The 17,371-nt window shown below is 71.2% G+C and carries 20 protein-coding genes; 11 read left to right on the plus strand and 9 right to left on the minus strand.

Annotated elements, in window-relative coordinates; translation table 11 throughout:
• Positions 1 to 119: 119 nt before the first annotated feature.
• On the minus strand, positions 120 to 1,841 hold the full coding sequence (ggt, locus tag ACFKCF_RS60725; protein WP_394506503.1) for a gamma-glutamyltransferase: 1,722 nt from the start codon (positions 1,839 to 1,841) through the stop codon (positions 120 to 122).
• A gap of 95 nt (positions 1,842 to 1,936) precedes the next feature.
• On the opposite strand from ggt, the gene ACFKCF_RS60730 reads away from it, so the two are divergent.
• Positions 1,937 to 3,043 (plus strand): sensor histidine kinase, encoded by a 1,107-nt coding sequence (locus ACFKCF_RS60730; protein WP_394506505.1) that lies wholly within the window; start codon positions 1,937 to 1,939, stop codon positions 3,041 to 3,043.
• Positions 3,040 to 3,687: a response regulator gene (locus tag ACFKCF_RS60735; protein WP_394506506.1), complete on the plus strand. Its 648-nt coding sequence runs from the start codon at positions 3,040 to 3,042 to the stop codon at positions 3,685 to 3,687. Before ACFKCF_RS60730 ends, ACFKCF_RS60735 begins: the two co-directional genes overlap by 4 nt.
• Here the strand turns inward: ACFKCF_RS60735 and ACFKCF_RS60740 are convergent.
• Positions 3,668 to 5,116 carry an FAD-dependent monooxygenase gene (locus ACFKCF_RS60740; RefSeq protein ID WP_394506507.1) on the minus strand — a complete coding sequence of 483 codons (1,449 nt, stop codon included), beginning with the start codon at positions 5,114 to 5,116 and terminating at the stop codon, positions 3,668 to 3,670. The genes ACFKCF_RS60735 and ACFKCF_RS60740 overlap by 20 nt on opposite strands.
• A 51-nt stretch (positions 5,117 to 5,167) precedes the next feature.
• On the opposite strand from ACFKCF_RS60740, the gene ACFKCF_RS60745 reads away from it, so the two are divergent.
• The 4 genes from ACFKCF_RS60745 to ACFKCF_RS60760 are packed head-to-tail and all read left to right on the plus strand — an operon-like array spanning position 5,168 to position 7,023.
• Positions 5,168 to 5,371, plus strand: a complete 204-nt coding sequence (locus tag ACFKCF_RS60745) for a helix-turn-helix domain-containing protein (protein ID WP_366309842.1) — start codon at positions 5,168 to 5,170, stop codon at positions 5,369 to 5,371.
• Between the two features lie 10 nt (positions 5,372 to 5,381).
• Positions 5,382 to 5,837 (plus strand): Clp protease N-terminal domain-containing protein, encoded by a 456-nt coding sequence (locus tag ACFKCF_RS60750; RefSeq protein WP_394506508.1) that lies wholly within the window; start codon positions 5,382 to 5,384, stop codon positions 5,835 to 5,837.
• A gap of 60 nt (positions 5,838 to 5,897) precedes the next feature.
• The gene (locus tag ACFKCF_RS60755) at positions 5,898 to 6,662 is read left to right on the plus strand and encodes a class I SAM-dependent methyltransferase (protein WP_394506509.1); all 765 of its coding nucleotides are present in this window, start codon (positions 5,898 to 5,900) and stop codon (positions 6,660 to 6,662) included.
• Positions 6,646 to 7,023 carry a VOC family protein gene (locus ACFKCF_RS60760; RefSeq protein ID WP_394506511.1) on the plus strand — a complete coding sequence of 126 codons (378 nt, stop codon included), beginning with the start codon at positions 6,646 to 6,648 and terminating at the stop codon, positions 7,021 to 7,023. Before ACFKCF_RS60755 ends, ACFKCF_RS60760 begins: the two co-directional genes overlap by 17 nt.
• Here the strand turns inward: ACFKCF_RS60760 and ACFKCF_RS60765 are convergent.
• Positions 7,017 to 8,465, minus strand: a complete 1,449-nt coding sequence (locus ACFKCF_RS60765) for a flavin-containing monooxygenase (RefSeq protein ID WP_394506513.1) — start codon at positions 8,463 to 8,465, stop codon at positions 7,017 to 7,019. The genes ACFKCF_RS60760 and ACFKCF_RS60765 overlap by 7 nt on opposite strands.
• A gap of 536 nt (positions 8,466 to 9,001) precedes the next feature.
• Here ACFKCF_RS60765 and ACFKCF_RS60770 point away from each other — a divergent pair.
• Positions 9,002 to 9,973, plus strand: coding sequence for a zinc-binding dehydrogenase (locus ACFKCF_RS60770; protein WP_394506515.1), 972 nt, complete (start codon positions 9,002 to 9,004; stop codon positions 9,971 to 9,973).
• A gap of 45 nt (positions 9,974 to 10,018) precedes the next feature.
• Here the strand turns inward: ACFKCF_RS60770 and ACFKCF_RS60775 are convergent, their stop codons facing one another.
• The 3 genes from ACFKCF_RS60775 to ACFKCF_RS60785 form a co-directional block, all read right to left on the minus strand.
• Positions 10,019 to 10,381 (minus strand): hypothetical protein, encoded by a 363-nt coding sequence (locus tag ACFKCF_RS60775; protein WP_394506517.1) that lies wholly within the window; start codon positions 10,379 to 10,381, stop codon positions 10,019 to 10,021.
• A gap of 35 nt (positions 10,382 to 10,416) precedes the next feature.
• Positions 10,417 to 11,211: a maleylpyruvate isomerase family mycothiol-dependent enzyme gene (locus tag ACFKCF_RS60780; protein WP_394506530.1), complete on the minus strand. Its 795-nt coding sequence runs from the start codon at positions 11,209 to 11,211 to the stop codon at positions 10,417 to 10,419.
• 411 nt (positions 11,212 to 11,622) lie between these two features.
• Entirely contained in the window at positions 11,623 to 11,796 is a 174-nt protein-coding gene (locus ACFKCF_RS60785) for a hypothetical protein (protein ID WP_350728515.1), read from the minus strand.
• Positions 11,797 to 11,901: 105 nt separating this feature from the next.
• On the opposite strand from ACFKCF_RS60785, the gene ACFKCF_RS60790 reads away from it, so the two are divergent.
• Both ACFKCF_RS60790 and ACFKCF_RS60795 read left to right on the plus strand, forming a co-directional pair.
• Positions 11,902 to 12,684 (plus strand): SURF1 family protein, encoded by a 783-nt coding sequence (locus ACFKCF_RS60790; protein WP_394506519.1) that lies wholly within the window; start codon positions 11,902 to 11,904, stop codon positions 12,682 to 12,684.
• A 2-nt stretch (positions 12,685 to 12,686) separates the two neighbouring features.
• Positions 12,687 to 13,004, plus strand: a complete 318-nt coding sequence (locus ACFKCF_RS60795; protein WP_394506521.1) for a DUF3817 domain-containing protein — start codon at positions 12,687 to 12,689, stop codon at positions 13,002 to 13,004.
• Between the two features lie 60 nt (positions 13,005 to 13,064).
• On the opposite strand, the gene ACFKCF_RS60800 is transcribed toward ACFKCF_RS60795, so the two are convergent.
• The 3 genes from ACFKCF_RS60800 to ACFKCF_RS60810 all read right to left on the minus strand — a co-directional run bounded on the left by ACFKCF_RS60800 (position 13,065) and on the right by ACFKCF_RS60810 (position 15,319).
• Entirely contained in the window at positions 13,065 to 13,259 is a 195-nt protein-coding gene (locus tag ACFKCF_RS60800) for a hypothetical protein (protein WP_394506522.1), read from the minus strand.
• A gap of 113 nt (positions 13,260 to 13,372) precedes the next feature.
• Positions 13,373 to 14,437: a protein kinase gene (locus ACFKCF_RS60805; protein WP_394506524.1), complete on the minus strand. Its 1,065-nt coding sequence runs from the start codon at positions 14,435 to 14,437 to the stop codon at positions 13,373 to 13,375.
• A gap of 27 nt (positions 14,438 to 14,464) precedes the next feature.
• Positions 14,465 to 15,319, minus strand: a complete 855-nt coding sequence (locus ACFKCF_RS60810) for an arylamine N-acetyltransferase (RefSeq protein WP_394506526.1) — start codon at positions 15,317 to 15,319, stop codon at positions 14,465 to 14,467.
• Positions 15,320 to 15,391: 72 nt separating this feature from the next.
• On the opposite strand from ACFKCF_RS60810, the gene ACFKCF_RS60815 reads away from it, so the two are divergent.
• Complete coding sequence (locus ACFKCF_RS60815) at positions 15,392 to 16,075, plus strand: response regulator transcription factor (protein ID WP_313044633.1); 684 nt, start codon at positions 15,392 to 15,394, stop codon at positions 16,073 to 16,075.
• A partial coding sequence (locus ACFKCF_RS60820) for a sensor histidine kinase (RefSeq protein WP_394506528.1) occupies positions 16,072 to 17,371 on the plus strand: 1,300 nt, incomplete at its 3' end. The genes ACFKCF_RS60815 and ACFKCF_RS60820, both read left to right, overlap by 4 nt.

A 17,371-nucleotide genomic window follows, 5' to 3' on the forward strand; every position in this document is an offset into this window, starting at 1 on the left:
AATACAACGCCCGCGGACCCGCCATCGACCGGACCACCTACAAAGCCACCATCAGCATCAACATGATCCCGGCCAGCCCTTGACGCTGCTACCCCAGCCCTAACTGAACGGCGTTGCTTCTAGGGCGCCACCACCAGCGCGCTGCCGCCGCCGCGGCGGGCGGGCTCGGCGACGGCCTGGACCCGGCCCCGGCCGACGAACTCCAGCGCCGTCGCCGCCCCGATCTCCGGGTTGAGCGCGAAGCTGTGCCCCTTGGCCTCCAGCTCGGCCCGGTACTTGTCCAGGAACGCCTGCTCGGCCTGGGTCTGCGCGGTGTTGCGCTGCGTGGCGCGCGGCGCGGCGACCGCGTCCGGCAGGCTCATGCCGAACTCGTACCGGTTGACCAGGATCTGCAGCACGGTCGTGATGATGGTCGAGCCGCCCGGCGACCCGACCGCCAGCACCGGCCTGCCGTGCTCGAACACCAGCGTCGGCGACATCGACGAGCGGGGACGCTTGCCGGGAGCGGGCAGGTTGGGGTCGCCGGGCGCCGGGCCGAACGTGAAGTCGGTCAGCTCGTTGTTGAGCAGCACGCCGCGTCCGGGCACCACGATGCCGTTGCCGCCGGTGGACTCGATGGTCAGGTTGTAGGCGATCACGTTGCCCCAGCGGTCGGCGACGACGAGATGGGTGGTCTCGGGGCCTTCGTCCGCGATCGGGGTGGCGGTGCCGGTGGGCTGGGCGCAGGGCTCGTACGAGCCGTCCGGGCTGCCGGGCGCCGCCGGGTGGGCCGTCGCCCGGTCGCCGATCAGGCAGGCCCGCTCCTTGGCGAAGCCGTCGGACAGCAGCTCCTTGAGCGGCACGCCGGGGAGGTCGCCGACGTACTTGCCGCGGTCGGCGAAGGCCAGCCGGGACGCCTCCAGGTATTCATGCAGGCCGATCTGGGGGAGGGCTTCGAGGATGTTGAGGGCCTCGCCGACCGTCGAGCCGCCGGAGGACGGGGGCGCCATGCCGTACACGTCCTTGCCCTTGTAGGAGATCTTGGTGGGCTCGCGCAGGAGCGCGCGGTAGGCCCGCAGGTCGGACAGCTCCATTAGGCCCGGCCGGACGTTGCGGGTGCTGCCGGGGGTGACGGGCGGCTGCTTGACGGTGGCCACGACCTCCTTGCCGAGCTGCCCGCCGTACAGCCAGCCGGGGCCGCGCTTTCCGAGCTCGCGGTACGTGGCCGCCAGCTCGGGGTTCCTGAACACCGAGCCGACGGGCGGCGGGGCGCCGTTGGGGAGGTAGAGCTTGGCCGTGGAGGTGATGTCCTTGAACCGGGCCGCGTTGTCGGCGGTCTGCTGGTGGAAGGTCTGGTCGACGACGAAGCCCTTGGACGCCACGTCGATGGCGGGCTTGAGGGCCTCTTTGAGGGAGATCGTGCCGAATTTGCGGAGGGCCAGGTCCCAGTTCGCGACCGTGCCGGGAATGCCCGCCGACAGGCCGCTGGTGACGCCCTCCTCGAACGGGATGCCCTCTAACGTGGTCGAGGTCATGGCCTGCGGGGCGGTCTCACGGCCGTCGATCGTGAAGACCTTGCGCTGCCTGGCGTCGTAGTACACCATGAAGCCGCCGCCGGCCAGGCCCGCGGAGTACGGCTCCGTGACGCCCAGCACCGCGCCCGCGGCGACGGCGGCGTCGACGGCGTTGCCTCCCCTCCTGAGCACGGCGATGGCGGCCTTGCTGGCGTCGAGGTCGACGGTGGCGACGGCACCGCCGTACCCCTCCGCGACCGGGACCTTCTGCTGCGGCCCGGCGAGAGCGGGCGGGGCCGACACGAGCGTGACAAGGACTGCTGCTGCGGGGACGATCACTCGGCGCATGGTCCTAACGATGGCTCACGTACGCCCGTCGTGGTAGGGCCCCCTCACACGCAGGGATGATGCGCAGGTCAGAGCGCTGATCTAGCGTAGGGGTCGTGCGAGGGAAGTTCGGATTCGATCCATATCTCGCCCTCATCGTGGCGGCCGCCCAGTTCGTCGTCGCGAAGGGCGCGTCCTGGGGGCAGCGGTTTCTCCGGGAGCCGCTCGACCCGTACGCCTATGGGCTGCTGCTGATCGGGCCGCTGGCGATCCTGCTGCACCGCCGCTTCCCGCTGCTGACCACCGCCGCCGCGCTGGGCGCGTGCGACCTCTACCTGGCCGGCGGGTACGCCTACGGCCCCAGCTTCATCAGCCCCGCGGTCCTGCTGTTCCTGCTGGTCACGCGGGGCAGGAGGGCGATGGCCTGGTTCATGGCGGGGATGACGGTGCTGTCGTTCCTCACCTACGCCTGGCTGATCGGCAACCGCGACCTCTTCCACAGCGTGTGGATCCTCACGTTCATCATGCTGCTCATGGTCGTGGCCGAGCTGGTCAGGATCGTCAGGGAGCGCAGGTCCGAGCGCGAGCGCGTCGCCGAGGAGGAGGCCAGGCGGCAGGCCAGCGAGGAGCGGCTGACCATGGCGCAGGAGCTGCACGACGTGCTCGCGCACAACATCTCGCTCATCCACGTGCAGGCGTCCACCGCGCTGCACCTCATCGACGACAACCCCGAACACGCCAAGACCGCTCTGGCCACCATCAAGACGGCGTCCAAGGAGGTTCTGGGCGAGATGCGCTCGGTCCTGAACGTCCTTCGCGAAGGGGCGCCCCGTTCCCCCACGGCCGGGCTCGACCGCCTCGACGAGCTGGTCGAGCGCTCGGGTATGGACGTGAAGCTCAAACGCGTCGGCTCGCGGCCGCTGCCGCCGCAGGTGGAGCGGGCCGCGTACCGGATCGTGCAGGAGTCGCTGACCAACGCCGCCAGGTACGCGCCCGGCTCGTCGGTGAGCGTGCGTCTGGAATACGGCGAGCACGAGCTGGCCATCCACGTCGCGGACACCGGCGCGACGACCGCCCCCGTGCTGTCCGAGGCGGGCAGCGGCAACGGCATCCCCGGCATGCGCGAGCGGGCCTCCGCGCTGGGCGGCACGCTGGTCGCCGGGCCGTCCGGCACGGGGTTCCAGGTCGAGGCCCGGCTGCCACTACCCGAGGAGACCTCATGATCAAGGTGCTGCTGGCCGACGACCAGGCGCTGGTCCGGGCGGGCTTCAAGGCGCTGCTCGACGCCCAGCCGGACATGACCGTGGTGGCCGAGGCCTCCGACGGCGCGGAGGCGGTCCGGCTGGCGGGCGAGCACCAGCCGGACGTGGTGCTGATGGACATCCGCATGCCCGGCACCGACGGCCTGACCGCCACCCGGCAGATGCCGCCGGGGCCGCACATCATCATCCTGACGACGTTCGAGCTGGACGAGTACGTCTTCGAGGCGCTGCGCGGCGGTGCCAGCGGCTTCCTGGTCAAGGACACCGAGCCGGCCGAGCTGATCCAGGCCGTCCGGGTGGTGGCGGCGGGGGAGGCGCTGCTGTCGCCGAGCGTGACGCGGCGGCTGATCGCCGAGTACGCCTCCCGGGCCAAGGAACCGATCGCCGCCGACGGGCTCGACCAGCTCACCGAGCGCGAACGCGAGGTGCTCGCCCTGGTCGGCACCGGCATGACGAACGATGAGATCGCGGCCAAGCTGTTCATGTCACCGGCGACGGCCAAGACACACGTGAGCCGGGCCATGATGAAGCTGCACGCCCGCGACCGTGCCCAGCTCGTGGTGATCGCCTACGAGTCCGGCCTGGTCAAGCCCGGCTGGCTGTGAGGTTGAACCACTCCCGGGCCGCCTCCGCGAGCCCGTCGGTGCCCGCCCAGGCGACGTAGCCGTCGGGGCGGATCAGCAGCGCGTCGGCGGGCGGGTCGTCGGCATGGGCCCTGACCACGTCGATCCAGTCGTCGTCGAGGGTCGCGCCGCCGCCCAGGTCGAGCAGCACGGGCCGGCCCTCGCGCATGAGCTCGGCCACCCGCCGCCCGCCGGCCAGCGTCAGATCGGGGACGAACCGGCCCACCAGCGGGTGCGCCGCCGGGCCGTACCGGACGCCGGAGTCGTGCAGCAGCCCGGCCACGTGCCGCAGCGGCTCCTCGAAGGCGAACACCTCGGTGAGCAGCTCCCGCAACGCCGCCCCGTCCTCGCCCTCCAATCGGTCGAGCACCGCCTGCGCCCGCGTCTGCATGAGGGCGCGCTCGGCCACGGGCCGCCGCTCGGACTCGTACGTGTCCAGGAGCCCGTCGGACGCCCTCCCCCGGAGCGTGGCGGCCAGCTTCCAGGCGAGGTTGGCCGCGTCCGTCATGCCGACGTTGAGCGCCGAGCCGCCCGCGGGGAACAGGTGCGCGGCGTCCCCGGCCACGAACACCCGCCCCGCCCGGTACCGCTCGGCCAGCCGCGCCTGCGCGACCGTGCTGGACAGCCAGATCGGCTCCCCCAAGGACAGGTCCCGGCCCAGCACGCGGCGTACGGCCGCCCGGAAGTCCTCCGGCGTCACGGGGCCGTCGCCGGGAGCCCCCTTCTCCCGCACCCCGGCGATCAGCACGCCGTGCTGGAGCGAGGTGAGCAGGAGACGGCCCTTCGGGGTGCGGTTCCAGCCCGGCGCCAGGCCGTCGGTCTCCAGCGCCTCGAAGACGCTCGTGTCCGCACCGGTCGCGAAGTGCCCGAGCCGCAGCACCTCGTCGTCGGTCGTGCCGGGGAAGCCGATCCCGGCCTGCCGCCGTACGCTGCTGCGCCCGCCGTCGCAGCCCACCACGTAGCGGGCCCGCAGCCGGGTGCGGCCGCCGCGGCCGTCCGCGAGCTCCAGCGTCACCCCCTCCTCGTCCTGGGCGAGCGAGAGCACCTCGCAGCCCCGCCTGACCTCGGCTCCGAGCTCCTTGGCGCGCTCGGCGAGCAGCTGCTCCATCCGCGGTTGCTGGATCATCAGCAGCCGTAACGGCAGGTCGGCCAGCCCCGCGAAGCGCAGCGGCACCGAGCCGAACGGGAACCCGGGCGGCCGCCCGGCGAACGGGCTGCCGGCGCTGAAGCGCTCCAGCAGGCCGCGATGGTCGAGCAGGTCGACGATCTGCCCGCCCAGGCCGTTGGCCCTGGGCAGCTCGCTCGGCTCCGGCCTCTTCTCCAGCACGATCGGGCGGACTCCCGCCAGGCCCAGCTCGCACGCGAGCATGAGCCCCACGGGTCCCGCCCCCACGATCAACACGTCATCCATGGCTGTCAGGCTAGATTGACAAACACAGGACTGTCAATCTAGCCTGACAGGGTGGACGTAACAGAGCTCTCCGAACGGATCAGGTCGAACGACCCGGCCTTGGGCCTGCGGTCGGTGGGCGCGCTGCACCGGCTGGCAGAGCAGGTCGAGGCGGTGTCGGTGGCGCTGGCCAGGGAGCAGGGCTGGACCTGGGAGCAGATCGGCGACGCGCTCGGCATGTCACGGCAGTCGGTGCACGCCAAATACGGGAAGTGAGGGGTTCGCGATGTTCGGCTTCGAGAAGAGCCGGTTCGGTGTGATCGTCAAAGCCGCGTTCGAGGAGGCCAGGCAGCGGGGCGACCGGCGGATGGGCACCGAGCACCTGCTGCTCGGCGTCCTGCACGACGCCGACCTCGCCCGGGCTCTCGGCGTGGACGTGGCGGGCGCGCGGGCCGCGCTCGACGAGCTCGACCGGGCGGCGCTGCGCATGCTCGGCCTGGAGGTCGGTGACCTGCCGCGGGTGCCGCGCAAGCATCCGCCGGTGCCCGGCACCGCGCTCACGTCGAGCGCCCGCGCCACCATCAACCAGGCCATCAAGGGGACGACGATGAAGACCAGGGCGGCCGAGGCGCCCCGGCAACTGGTGCTCGCCCTGCTGGCGCAGGGACGGCCCGATCCGGTCGCGGGGCTGATCGACCACCTCCGCATCGACCGCGCGGCGGTACGCAGCCGCTGGGCATGATGCGCAGCGTATGGCGAAATTTGGTTGAACGTCCGGCGGGACCGCTGACAAGGTCGAAGAATGAGCCGCACGTACGACGACCTCGTCCAGGAGGCCGCCACGGCCTCCGTAGACGGCTGGGACTTCTCCTGGCTCGAGGGCCGGGCCAGTGAGGAGCGGCCCTCCTGGGGGTACGCCCGGCTGCTCGGCGAGCGGATGGCCGGGGCCGAGGCCGCGCTCGACCTCCAGACCGGCGGGGGCGAGATCCTGGCCGGCGTGCCCAGGCTGCCGGCGGTGACCGTGGCCACCGAGTCGTGGCCGCCCAACCTCAAGCTGGCCGCCTCGCGGCTGCGCCCGCGCGGGGCGTGGGTGGTGGCCGACGACGATGATCCGCGCCTGCCGTTCCGGGACGGGGCCTTCGACCTGATCACCAGCCGCCACCCGGTGGCGACCTGGTGGGAGGAGATCGCCCGCGTGCTGCGCCCCGGCGGCGCCTACTTCTCGCAGCAGGTCGGGCCGTGGAGCGTCGCGGAGCTGACGCACTACTTCATGGGCCCCCACGACGGCTCGTCCCGCGACCCCGACAAGGCCGGGGCGGCGGCCGAGGCGGCCGGGCTCGAAGTCGTGGACCTGCGGTTCGAGCGGCTGCGGATGGAGTTCTGCGACGTGGGGGCGGTGATCTACTTCCTGCGGAAGGTGATCTGGATCGTGCCGGGCTTCTCGGTCGAGCGGTACGCGGACCGGTTGCGCGAGCTGCACGACCGGATCGAGGCGGAGGGTCCGTTCGTGGCTCATTCCTCCAGGTTCCTCATCGAGGCGAGGAAGCCCGATGGCCCGGCTGCGTGACGTGGTGGTGGACTGCCGCCACCCGGCGTCGCTGGCCAGGTTCTGGGCGGCGGCGCTCGACGGCTACGCCGTGGCGCCGTACGACGAGGCCGAGCTGACTCGGCTGCGCGGCGAGGGTATCTCGGACCCCGAGGACGACCCCACGGTGCTGGTCGAGGGCGGGCCGCCACGGCTGTGGTTCCAGCACGTGCCCGAGCGCAAGGTCGTCAAGAACCGGCTCCACCTCGACCTGCGCGCCGACGACCTCGACGCCGAGATCGACCGGCTGGTGGCGCTGGGCGCCACGGTGCTGGCCACCTACGACGACTGGGTGACGCTGGCCGACCCCGAGGGCAACGAGTTCTGCCTGTTCCCTCAGTAAATGAGCTCGTACGCGCTGGGCTTCACCCTCCTGGTACGCGCCCAGTACTCGAAGGTGAAGCCCGGCCAGATCGTCCGGTTCACTCCATGCTCGTCCAGATACCAGGAGTCGCAGCCGCCCGCGTTCCAGACGAGGGGGTCGAGCCGTTCGCGCAGGCGGCGGGCGAAGGCCCGCTGCGCGTCCGGCTTGACGTCCACGGCCCTGGCCTGTGTCCTCGACAGCAGGCGGAGGCAGTCGATGACGTAGCGGACCTGCGACTCGATCATGAACACGACCGAGTTGTGCCCGAGGCCGGTGTTGGGGCCGAGCAGGAAGAACAGGTTCGGGAAGCCGGCCGTGGTGATGCCGTAGTAGGTCTCGATGCCGTCCTGCCAGGCGTCCTGGAGCTTGCGGCCGCCCTTGCCGACGATGTGCTGCTCCTGCAGCGCGTCGACGACCTTGAAGCCGGTGCCGTAGATGATCGCGTCGACCTCGTGCTCGGCGCCGGAGGAGTCCACGACCGAGCGCGGCCTGATCTCGGTGACCCCGTCGGTCACCAGCTCGACGTTGTCCCTGGTGAGGGCGGGATAGTAGTCGCTGGAGATGAGGATGCGCTTGCACCCGATCAGGTAGCCGGGGGTGAGCCTGCGGCGCAGGTCCGGGTCGGGGACCTGGGCTTCGAGATGCCTGAGGGCCAGCTTCTCGTGGGCCTTCATCAGGCGCGGGTCGACGGTGAAGCCGAGCGCCCGCGTCTCCAGGGCCCAGTAGATGGCGTTGCGCATGGTTCTGGCCAGGCCGGGGAGGCCGAGGATCCGGCGTGCGGTGGGGGTGATGGCGAAGTCCGGCTTGGGGTGGATCCACGGGGGAGTGCGCTGGAAGATCGTCAGGTGGTCCACGGTGGGCGCGATCTGGGGGACGAACTGGATGGCGGAGGCGCCGGTGCCGACGACGGCCACGCGCTTGCCGGTCAGGTCGATCGAGTGGTCCCATTCGGCGGAGTGGAAGGCGGGGCCCGCGAAGGACTCGCGCCCCGAAATTTCTGGAAATTTCGGTATATGTAGGGCGCCGATGGCCGAGACGACGGCGTTCACCCGCAACGTCGCCCCGTCGTCCGTGGTGATCGACCAGTCGCGCCTGTGGTCGTCGTACTCGAGCGCGACGACGCGTTTGCCGTATCGGAGGTGCGGGGTCACGCCGTACTTGTCGGCACACGAGCGCATGTAGTCCCAGATCTCCTCCTGTGGGGAGAACATGCGGGACCAGCCCGGGTTCAGCTCGTACGAGTAGGAGTACATGTGCGAGGGGACGTCGCACGCGCAGCCGGGGTAGGTGTTGTCCCGCCAGGTGCCGCCCAGGTCGGCGGCCTTCTCCAGGATGACGAAGTCGTGGTACCCCGCCTCTTTGAGCTTGATGGCCATGCCGATCCCGGCGAACCCGGACCCGATGATCGCTAACCCTGGCATGTGACCTCCCGGGGCGGCGCTTATTGGACGCTATATCCAATTTAATAACCCCGTCTCGCCGAGGTCCAGGGTGACCCCCCTCACGCCCTCCTCGCGCCTGCCCGCTACCCATGCGCACCCCCGGCACTCACCCCCACCCGGCCCCCGATCGCGCCCCGGTCCTCCGCGTCCCCGGTCCTCCGCGTCCCCGGTCCTCCGCGTCCCCGGTCCTCCGCGTCCCCGGCCCTCGCGTCTACGGTCCCCTGCGCGCAGGCCGCCCTGTGCCCGCTCGGCTCCGCCGGCGCTCACCCCGCTGCTCATGCGCGCGGGCCACCGTGACCGGCCGTTCCCGGTCCTATGACGCCGGAAAGAGGGTGTCGGGGAGGGTTATGGACACGCTCGGCCTGCTCCCTCGCACAGCGAAGCACACCTGGCCGTTGCCTCGATCACGCTCATGACCAGGCGGCTGACCAGGAGAAGGCCGCAGGCATGGACCCCGAAAGCCAGCGCCGGCGCCGCTTGACCTCAAGTCGAGTTGAGGTTGGATGCTTGAACCCATGCGAGCGATCATGGCGACCCGATTCGGCGCCCCTCATGTTCTGGAACTGGTAGACCTGCCCACACCCGCGCCGGGAGCAGGACAAATCGGTATCGAGGTAGCTGTCGTGGGCGTGACCTGGATGGATACCCTGATTCGCGCCGGCAACGGTCCCGAGGTGTTCGCGGTGGATCCGCCATATGTTCCTGGCGGCGCGGTTGCGGGTACGGTCGCCGCGGTCGGGGCGGGGGTGGACGGCAGCTGGCTGGGCGCCCGGGTGGTCGCCCGAGCGGCGAGCGACGGTTACGGCGGAGGCTACGCCGACACGGTGGTCGCCGCGCTCGAGACCGCCTTCCCGGTGCCGGCGGACCTCGACCTGCGCAGCGCCATGGCCGTGATGGACGATGGCAGCACCGCTCTGGCCTTGCTGGAACGGACCCCGGTGCGGACGGGAGAGCGGGTCCTGGTCGCGCCGGGGGTAGGGGGTCTCGGCAATCTCCTTGTGCAGCTTGCTCTTGCGGCGGGGGCGACGGTCATCGCCGCCGTGTACGGAGCGAAGAAGCGCTCCGTCGCGCTGCAGTTGGGCGCCGAGGCGGTCGAGTACTCCATGCCGACCTGGCCCGACCAGGTGCGCACGCTCACCGGCGGGCACGGAGTGGATGTGGTGTTCGACGGAATCGGCGGCCAAATCGGCGCGACAGCAGTGTCCCTGCTCGCGGACGGGGGCCGGTTCTCGGGGTACGGCATGAGCAGCGGCGCGCAGACCGTGATCAGTGACGCGGACCAGCGGCGGCTCACGGTGGTGGACATGTCGCAGCTGCCGGAGTTTTGGCCGGACAACCACCGGCGGGTGACGCATGTGCTGGGTGAAGCCGCCGCAGGGCGGCTGGCTCCGGTCATCGGTCAGAGCTATCCGCTGGCAGCGGCCGCCACCGCGCATGCCGACATCGAAGCACGCCGCTTCACGGGCAAGACCTTGCTGCTGACATGACATCCATACCTGTGTGTAGCGGTGAGAACCAGATCTTCGACCTGCTCACTGAGCCGGTCCATCAACCTCGATAGCGCTCCTGCGCGGTGGGCATCGCCGCGGCTTCACCCCCACCAGTCGGCGGGCGGCACCCTGCGCCCGCTGCGCGACCCGGACGCGGCCGGACTCGATGACGGCGAGGACGGCGAGGACGACGAGGACGGCGAGGACGGCGATGACGGCGATGACGGCGAGGACGGCGAGGACGGCGAGGACGGCGCTGAGAACTGACGGCGTCAGGTGCCGACCAGGCGCACCGATCAGCTTGTGAGCCGCCGCCTTGGTCAGCCGCTTCGCAGCCGTGACGGTCTGCTCCCCCCGCGGCCCCGAGGCCACCACGGCGTGGTTGTAGCCGTTGGCGGGAGGCATGCCCCGGGGCGTACGAGGTGGCGCATCGTCACGTCCTACTCATCCGGATCCCAGGCGCTGAGCTGCTCGAAGAGACGTCGGTCGCCGTCGAGCTCCAGGGAGTTGATCGGGATACGGTCGTACAGGATGAGGACCAGCTCGCTGGCCGTGCCCCGAGCGGAGGCGGAGGCGGCGGCCGCGTTCGAGTCCTGGCCGGCAGCGGTGGCCATGGTGCCGGGCCCGGGGAGGCGGGCGGTCCGTGCGCCGTCGGCGGAGAGCGAGAGGCGCCAGGAGCGGCCCTCGGAGGCGTGGAAGTCGACGGCAGCGGGCTTGTGCGGCCAGGCACTCGTCGTTGCGACGCAGGTGGACAGGAACTCGTCGACACCGTCGAGCGCCACCTCGTTCGGCAGCGGCCGCGGGGCACCTACGGTGATCTGGGCGTCGTACGTGTGCACCGCCATCTGCTGGAGCTGGTGCCGAGCTACGGCACCGGAGGTCTGCGGCGACTGCGACGTCTCCCACCACGTCCAGCAACCGCGATCCGGGCCGGCCTTCCGCAATGCGTCCACCAGTTGCTCCGTGGACTCCGCCAACCAGGCCAGCAGGGCCTCGCGCTCCCGAGGCGCAGCCGGGGCGCCCTCCGCTGCGGACTTGGCCGGAGCAGGCCCTGCGGCGACGGTGGCGGCCCAGTCGCGGCGCCCCTCGCCGATGTGCTGCGCCAGATCGAACAGTGTCCACTCGGGGCAGGTCGGCACCTGTACGTCGAGGCTGGGCGCGGAGGCGACCGCGGCGCGGAAGGCAGTCGACCGTTCCTCGATCAGTCGCAGCAGAACGGGGAACTCGAGTGTCATTGTCACCCGGAATCTCTATCACTGCGTTCCGACAATCGGACAGCGATTTTCACAGCCGCCATCGCGGGCGGACCCTCACCAGCGCGGAGAAAAGAGCGTCGACAGCGCACCGGAGGCCTGCTGCGGTACCACCGCCTGCCGCACGCTCCGTTGATCCCCGAGCCGTTGATCGTGGCGCGCCCCAGCCCTGGACGGCGGTGGTTACCGTGGGCGGGCCGTGGCTCGTGTGCAAGCTGCGCCGTCGCGCTTCGGTTGAGGGCCGGGGGAGGCGTCCGCCTCGCGGGCCGGAGCGGCGTACGAAGGGAGGCGGGGTGGCCGAGGGCCCGCGCGTCGTTGGGCGGGCCGGAAGGACGGCTGTGTGAACGGCGACAACCCGCCACGGCCCCCGCGGCGGGTGGATCAGATCTGGGGTTACTTCAGCAGGAGGAAGGCGGCGACGCCGACGATCACGATCGCGACGACGACCGCGATGATCGGCACGATGGGGGACTTCTTGGGGGTGGCGGCGGCTTCCTGCTCGCGGCGCTGCGCGAAAGCCTTGAACTGCTGGGTGCTGCCCGAAGGGTCGATATGCTGGTCAGACATGGCCAGCAGCCTAGCGTGAGCGCCTGTGCCGTTTGCACTGTTTGTTGGTATCGGTAGGCGTGGGCTGATTAGGGGACCACCCCACCCGGCGGATAGCTTTGAAGCATGCTGAGGACCCTGCTCTCTCCCCGTCTCATGGGGTTGCACCTGCTCACGATCGGGGTCCTCGTCGCGTTCATCCTGCTCGGGCGCTGGCAGCTCGGCGTTTTCCAGGATTCGGGCAGGCCGCACGCCGCCACCGATCCCGGGCCCGTCGCGGTCGGCACGCTCGCCCAGGTGGGCCCGCAGCTGAGCGGTGAGCTCGTGGGCCGCAAGGTCACGGCGGAGGGGGTCTACGAGGCCGGCCGCCAGCTCCTGGTCGCCGACCGGCGGGCCGACGTCGACGCGCCCGGCGGCAACGTCTCGCGCGACCGCGGCTACTGGGTGCTCACGCCGCTCCGGCTCGACGACGGCACGCTGATGCCGGTGGTGCGGGGCTGGACGGCCAAGGCGGACGACCCGGCGGCCTCCGCGGTGCCGCAGGGCAGGGTCACGGTGGCCGGGCGGCTGCGGCCGCAGCAGGGCACCGACAGCGTGCAGCGGCGCGCGGAGGGACTGCCCGCCGGTCAGGTGCAGACGGTGTCCACGGGTGAGCTGGTCAACCTGTGGAGCGGCCAGCAGGTACGCACCGGCTTCGTCGTGGCGCAGCCGCCGTCCGGCTCGCTGGCGCAGGTCAAGATCGATCCGCCGGTGGTGGGTGGCACGCTGACCTGGCGTAACCTGGCATATGCCGCCAATTGGTGGATCTTCGCTGGATTCGCCGTATTCATGTGGTTCCACTTCGTACGCGATGCCGTACGAACCGATCGGGACCGTGCCAAGTCCCCTGAGATGGCTCTGGAAGGTTAATCGTGGAATCGGCTCTGAAGCCCTTCCGGGTGCTCGCGTACGTGGTCGGCTGCATGCTGCTCGTGCTCTGCGTGGCCATGGTGGTGCGTTACGGCTTCGGCGACCCGACGCTGTCGAAGGTCATCGCGCCCATCCACGGCGGGCTCTACATGCTCTACCTGGTCGCGGTCATGAACCTGGGCATGAAGGCGCGCTGGACGTGGCAGTACATGCTCGGCGTCATGGTCGGGGGCACGGTGCCGTTCCTGTCGTTCTACATCGAGCGCAGGGTGACCCAGCGCGTGCGGACGGAGCAGGCGGCGGCGACGGCGGACGCCTGAGCCCGTGACGGACGTCTGAGCCCGCGGCGGAGGCCGTGCCCGGCCCCCGCCGCGCGGAGTTCAGTGGCCGATGCCGCGCCTGCGGGCCCTCTTGAGCCGTTCGCGCTGCGACGGGTCGAGCATCAGGTAGCCGACCACGGGGGCGGCGATCACGCCGAGGATGACCAGCAGGGTCACCCATCCGGTCCCGAAGATGATCAGCGAGAGCAGAACCGCGGCGCCGGCGCCAATGGCGTACTTCTGGATTGGCGACATACAACTTCCTCCGAGCTTCTTGCGAACACGGAGCGCGTGCCCCGCCTCTCCCACATTCTGCGTCGCCCGTCCAACGAGTGAGCCCATCGCTTTGGTTCCGATCGCGATGTATCTCAACGAGTGTGTTGTACCAGCCGGAGGTCGCGGCGGAGCTCGTCCGGAGTGGGACGTTCCAACGGATTGCCTGACAAAAGGCGAAACAGCACGTGAGCCAGCGCGCCCGCTCTGGTCAGCGGCGCGCCGGGCGAGGGCGGCACGCCCTCGACGGCGGTGAAGAGCGTGGCGCCCAGGGACCACAGATCGGCGGCCAGGGTGGCGGAGGCCTCCGGAGCCGTGTAGGCCGGGAGCGTTCCCGACCTCAGCAGCGGGGTCAGATGGGCCCGGCCCCGGTCGTCAATGAGGACGTTGCCGGGCTGGATCCCGCCGTGGAACTCCTCCACGGCCTGAAGCTGCTCGATCAGGGCGAGCCCCATCGTGGCCACCACGGGAATCGGCAGCGGCCCGAACAGCCCGATGATCACATCCAGCGGGCGGCTCACGGCCAGGAGGTCCAGGGTCTTGCGGATCACGTCCGTCGTCGGGGGCCCCGCCGGGTGGAGCATGGCTCTGATCAGCGTCCTGAGCGGGTCGGCGCCCTCCGCGGGCACCTGGCCGGGCGGGCGGCCCTCCACCGCGAAGTGCAGCGTGGCGGCCAGGGACCACAGGTCCGCGGAGGGCAGCATGCTGAGGCTGGGGAAGCCGAAGCCGGTGAGCACCGCCCGGCCCGTCGGGGTGAGCAGGACGTTGCCGGGCTCCACGCGCCCGTGCACGATCCCGGCCTCGTGCGCCGTCGTCAGGGCGGACAGGACGCAGACCCCGATCCTGGCCGCCTGCGCGACCGGGAGCGGGCGGCGGGCGCGTACGGTCTGCTCGAGCGACGCCCCCGACACGAACTCCATGACCAGCCACGGCGTCTGGTCCTCGATCACCACGTCGAGCACCCGCACGATCGAGGCGTGCCGCAGCGTGGACGCGCGGTGGGCCTCCTCCAGGGCGGCGTCGCGCAGCTCGGCCGGAACCCGCAGCTCCCTGACCGTGACATCGCGGTGCTCCGACTCGTCGAAGGCCAGCCGCACGGAGCCCGCGGCCAGGGGATTCAGCAGCCGGTAGCGACCGGCCAGCTTCCGGGTCTCACCCATGTCGAGGTGCACGATAGCGCAAGGGTGTCACGTCGCGTCACTGGTCAGCCAGGCCTCATGCGCCTCGTACAGTCTGCGCCACAGCTTCTCCTTCTCCGGGCCGCTCACGTCGGTGAGCGGGAGCAGGAAGATGTCCGCCAGCGCCGCGTAGTAGTCGCGGGCGTCGTCCAGGGTGACCGAGAGCGTCCGGCCGCCGATGCGCTTCAGCGTGAGCCCGCGCAGGCTGTCCACGCCGTACGCGTCGCGCCGCTGGACGGTGGCGATGCGCACGAACCCGGACGTCGGTGACGTCGTCAAATGCCGGTGCATATCGACGAACGCCGACATGTCCGTCGGAGCCGGGCCGAAGTCCATGCCCTCGAACGAGCCGCTCGGATCGTGTTCGAGCCGCCAGCCGCCCGGCGCGACCTCGGACGGGCGCAGGACGTAGGTGAACGGCCCCTGCTCGTATGTGCCCTCCACCAGCGGCAGCGGCTCGTGGAACCCGTCCCCGAGCCCGAGGTCGACCAGCCACCCACCGCCCGGATTGCCCTCCGACGGCAGGCCGCGCACGGTGAGCACCAGGTGGTTGGCGGTGATGCCGGGCTCGGCGCCCCGGTTCTGGACCCCGCCGACGTGCCTGGTCACGTCGTACCCCAGCGACCTGATCAGCTCGGAGAACGCGCCGTTGAGGTGGTAGCAGTATCCGCCGCGCCCCCCGATGACGCGCTCGGCGGACTCGACGGGATCGACGGTGGTGGGGCGGTCGAGCCAGATCTCCAGCGCCTCGTACGGGACCTTTTCGAGGTGCGCGGCGTGGAGCGCCCGCAGGTTCTCCGCGCTGGTGGGGGCGTCGAGGAGGCTGGGCAGGCCGATGCGGCGGAGGTATCCGGCTGTGTTCACCAGCCAAGTCTGCACTGTATGTGCACAAATTTAGGAGTGTCGTCTGCACAGCGCGCTTCTAGGCTTTCGTTCGTGGCAGAGCAGCGACGCATTCTCGTGGTCGAGGACGATCAGACGATCGCGCTGGCCGTACGGAACCGGCTGGCCGCCGAGGGCTTCGACGTCAGGGTGGCCGGCGACGGGCAGGACGCCCTGATCCAGTACGGCAAGGCGGAACCGGACCTGGTGATCCTCGATCGGCTGCTGCCGGGGCTCGACGGGCTGGAGGTGTGCCGCCGGATGCAGGCGGCCAGGCCGGTGCCCGTGCTCATGCTGACCGCGCTCGGCGAGGAGACCGACGTGCTGGTCGGGCTGGGCGTCGGGGCCGACGACTACCTGGCCAAGCCGTTCAGCATGCGCGAGCTCGTGGCCAGGATCCACGCGCTGCTGCGCAGGGTCGAGCGGGCGGCGCAGCTCGCGGCCGAGGACACGGTGATCAGGGTCGGCGAGGTGGAGATCGACACCGCGGCCCGCCGGGTGTTCGTCGGGGGCGCGGAGGCGCAGCTCACCAGGACGGAGTTCGACCTGCTGCGCCGGTTGGCGGAGCGGCCCGGGCAGGTGTTCGAGCGGGACCGGCTGCTGTCGGACGTGTGGGGCTTCTCGGAGGCGGCGGCGACCAGGACCGTCGACAGCCACGTGCGGGCGCTGCGCCGCAAGCTGGGCTCCGACGTGGTGCGCACGGTGCACGGCGTCGGCTACGCCCTGGTGCGCCGATGAGGCCGCTCGACTTCCTCGGCCGCATCAAGGTCAAGCTCGGCATCGTGATCGTGCTGGCCGTGGGGACCGCGTTCGTGGTGAACGAGGTCGGGCTCAACTCGGGCCTGTCTCGCGAGGTACGCATCGCGGTCGCCGTGGTCCTGGCGCTGATCATGGTGCAGCTGCTGGCCATGGGGATGACCAAGCCGCTGCGCCAGATGGCCAGCGCCGCCCAGACGATCGCCAAGGGGCTGTACGGGCTGCGCGTCACCGCCACGTCCCGGGACGAGGTCGGGGAGCTGGCCAGGGCGTTCAACGCGATGGCCGCCGACCTCGGCGAGGTTGACCGGCAGCGGCGCGAGCTCATCGCGAACGTCAGCCACGAGCTGCGCACCCCCATCACCGGCCTGCGCGCGGTCCTGGAGAACGTCGTGGACGGCGTCTCCGCGCCCGACCCCGTCACCATGCGGACCGCGCTCGCCCAGACCGAGCGCCTCGGCCGCCTCGTGGCCCAGCTCTTGGACCTGTCGCGGCTGGACTCGGGCGTACGCCTGATCGAGCCCGAGGCCGTCGAGCTGGCGCCGCTGGTCGAGCAGGCGGTGCGCGAGGGGGCGCTGGCCCGCGAGGACGTCGTGATCCGGGCGTCGGTCCCCGCCGACCTGGTGGTGCGCGCCGACCCCGACCTGCTCGCGCAGGTCCTGGCGAACCTCCTGGACAACGCGGTACGGCACAGCCCTCCGAACGGGCTGGTGACCGTGACCGTCGCGGCGGAGCGGGCCGGGGTGCGGCTGGCCGTCGCCGACCAGGGGCCGGGGATCCCGGTCGCGGCCAGGGGGCGCGTGTTCGAGCGCTTCTCCCGGCTCGACGCCGGTCGGGCGGCCGACTCCGGGGGCGCCGGGCTGGGGCTGGCCATCGTGAAGGAGATCGTCGAGCTGCACGGGGGTTCCATTCGCATCGACGACTGTGCGGGATGTCGCATGGTGGTCGATTTACCAGGGAGGACGACGATGGCGGACGTGCCGCTGGAGGGTGGCGAGCGGGGCGCGGGGGCCGAGCAGCTGCCGGAGGCTCTGGATGTCGCGGCCTCGACGACGGCGGGTCCCGAGACCCGCGATCGCGCCGCAGAGGGGGAGCCGGCGGCCGCCGCCTCGGCCGAGGACGGCGCCGCCGACCTCGCGGCCCGCGAGGGCGCCGCTGACCTCGTAGCCGTGGCGGCCCGTGACGGTGCCGCCGACCTCGCAGCCGTGGCGACCCGTGACGGCGCCGTTTCCGAGCTCGGCATGGCGGTGGCGGGCCCGGCGGCCGACCGGGGCGCCG

It is taken from the genome of Nonomuraea sp. JJY05, assembly GCF_043496855.1.
GTDB lineage: Bacteria > Actinomycetota > Actinomycetes > Streptosporangiales > Streptosporangiaceae > Nonomuraea.

What these genes read in the sequence shown, in the direction of transcription:
- ggt (WP_394506503.1), bottom strand. Translation starts at nt 1,841, where the DNA reads ATGCGCCGAGTGATCGTCCCCGCAGCAGCAGTCCTTGTCACGCTCGTG.
- ACFKCF_RS60735 (WP_394506506.1), top strand. Translation starts at nt 3,040, where the DNA reads ATGATCAAGGTGCTGCTGGCCGACGACCAGGCGCTGGTCCGGGCGGGC.
- ACFKCF_RS60740 (WP_394506507.1), bottom strand. Translation starts at nt 5,116, where the DNA reads ATGGATGACGTGTTGATCGTGGGGGCGGGACCCGTGGGGCTCATGCTC.
- ACFKCF_RS60750 (WP_394506508.1), top strand. Translation starts at nt 5,382, where the DNA reads ATGTTCGGCTTCGAGAAGAGCCGGTTCGGTGTGATCGTCAAAGCCGCG.
- ACFKCF_RS60755 (WP_394506509.1), top strand. Translation starts at nt 5,898, where the DNA reads ATGAGCCGCACGTACGACGACCTCGTCCAGGAGGCCGCCACGGCCTCC.
- ACFKCF_RS60760 (WP_394506511.1), top strand. Translation starts at nt 6,646, where the DNA reads ATGGCCCGGCTGCGTGACGTGGTGGTGGACTGCCGCCACCCGGCGTCG.
- ACFKCF_RS60765 (WP_394506513.1), bottom strand. Translation starts at nt 8,465, where the DNA reads ATGCCAGGGTTAGCGATCATCGGGTCCGGGTTCGCCGGGATCGGCATG.
- ACFKCF_RS60770 (WP_394506515.1), top strand. Translation starts at nt 9,002, where the DNA reads ATGCGAGCGATCATGGCGACCCGATTCGGCGCCCCTCATGTTCTGGAA.
- ACFKCF_RS60775 (WP_394506517.1), bottom strand. Translation starts at nt 10,381, where the DNA reads ATGCCTCCCGCCAACGGCTACAACCACGCCGTGGTGGCCTCGGGGCCG.
- ACFKCF_RS60780 (WP_394506530.1), bottom strand. Translation starts at nt 11,211, where the DNA reads ATGACACTCGAGTTCCCCGTTCTGCTGCGACTGATCGAGGAACGGTCG.
- ACFKCF_RS60785 (WP_350728515.1), bottom strand. Translation starts at nt 11,796, where the DNA reads ATGTCTGACCAGCATATCGACCCTTCGGGCAGCACCCAGCAGTTCAAG.
- ACFKCF_RS60790 (WP_394506519.1), top strand. Translation starts at nt 11,902, where the DNA reads ATGCTGAGGACCCTGCTCTCTCCCCGTCTCATGGGGTTGCACCTGCTC.
- ACFKCF_RS60800 (WP_394506522.1), bottom strand. Translation starts at nt 13,259, where the DNA reads ATGTCGCCAATCCAGAAGTACGCCATTGGCGCCGGCGCCGCGGTTCTG.
- ACFKCF_RS60805 (WP_394506524.1), bottom strand. Translation starts at nt 14,437, where the DNA reads ATGGGTGAGACCCGGAAGCTGGCCGGTCGCTACCGGCTGCTGAATCCC.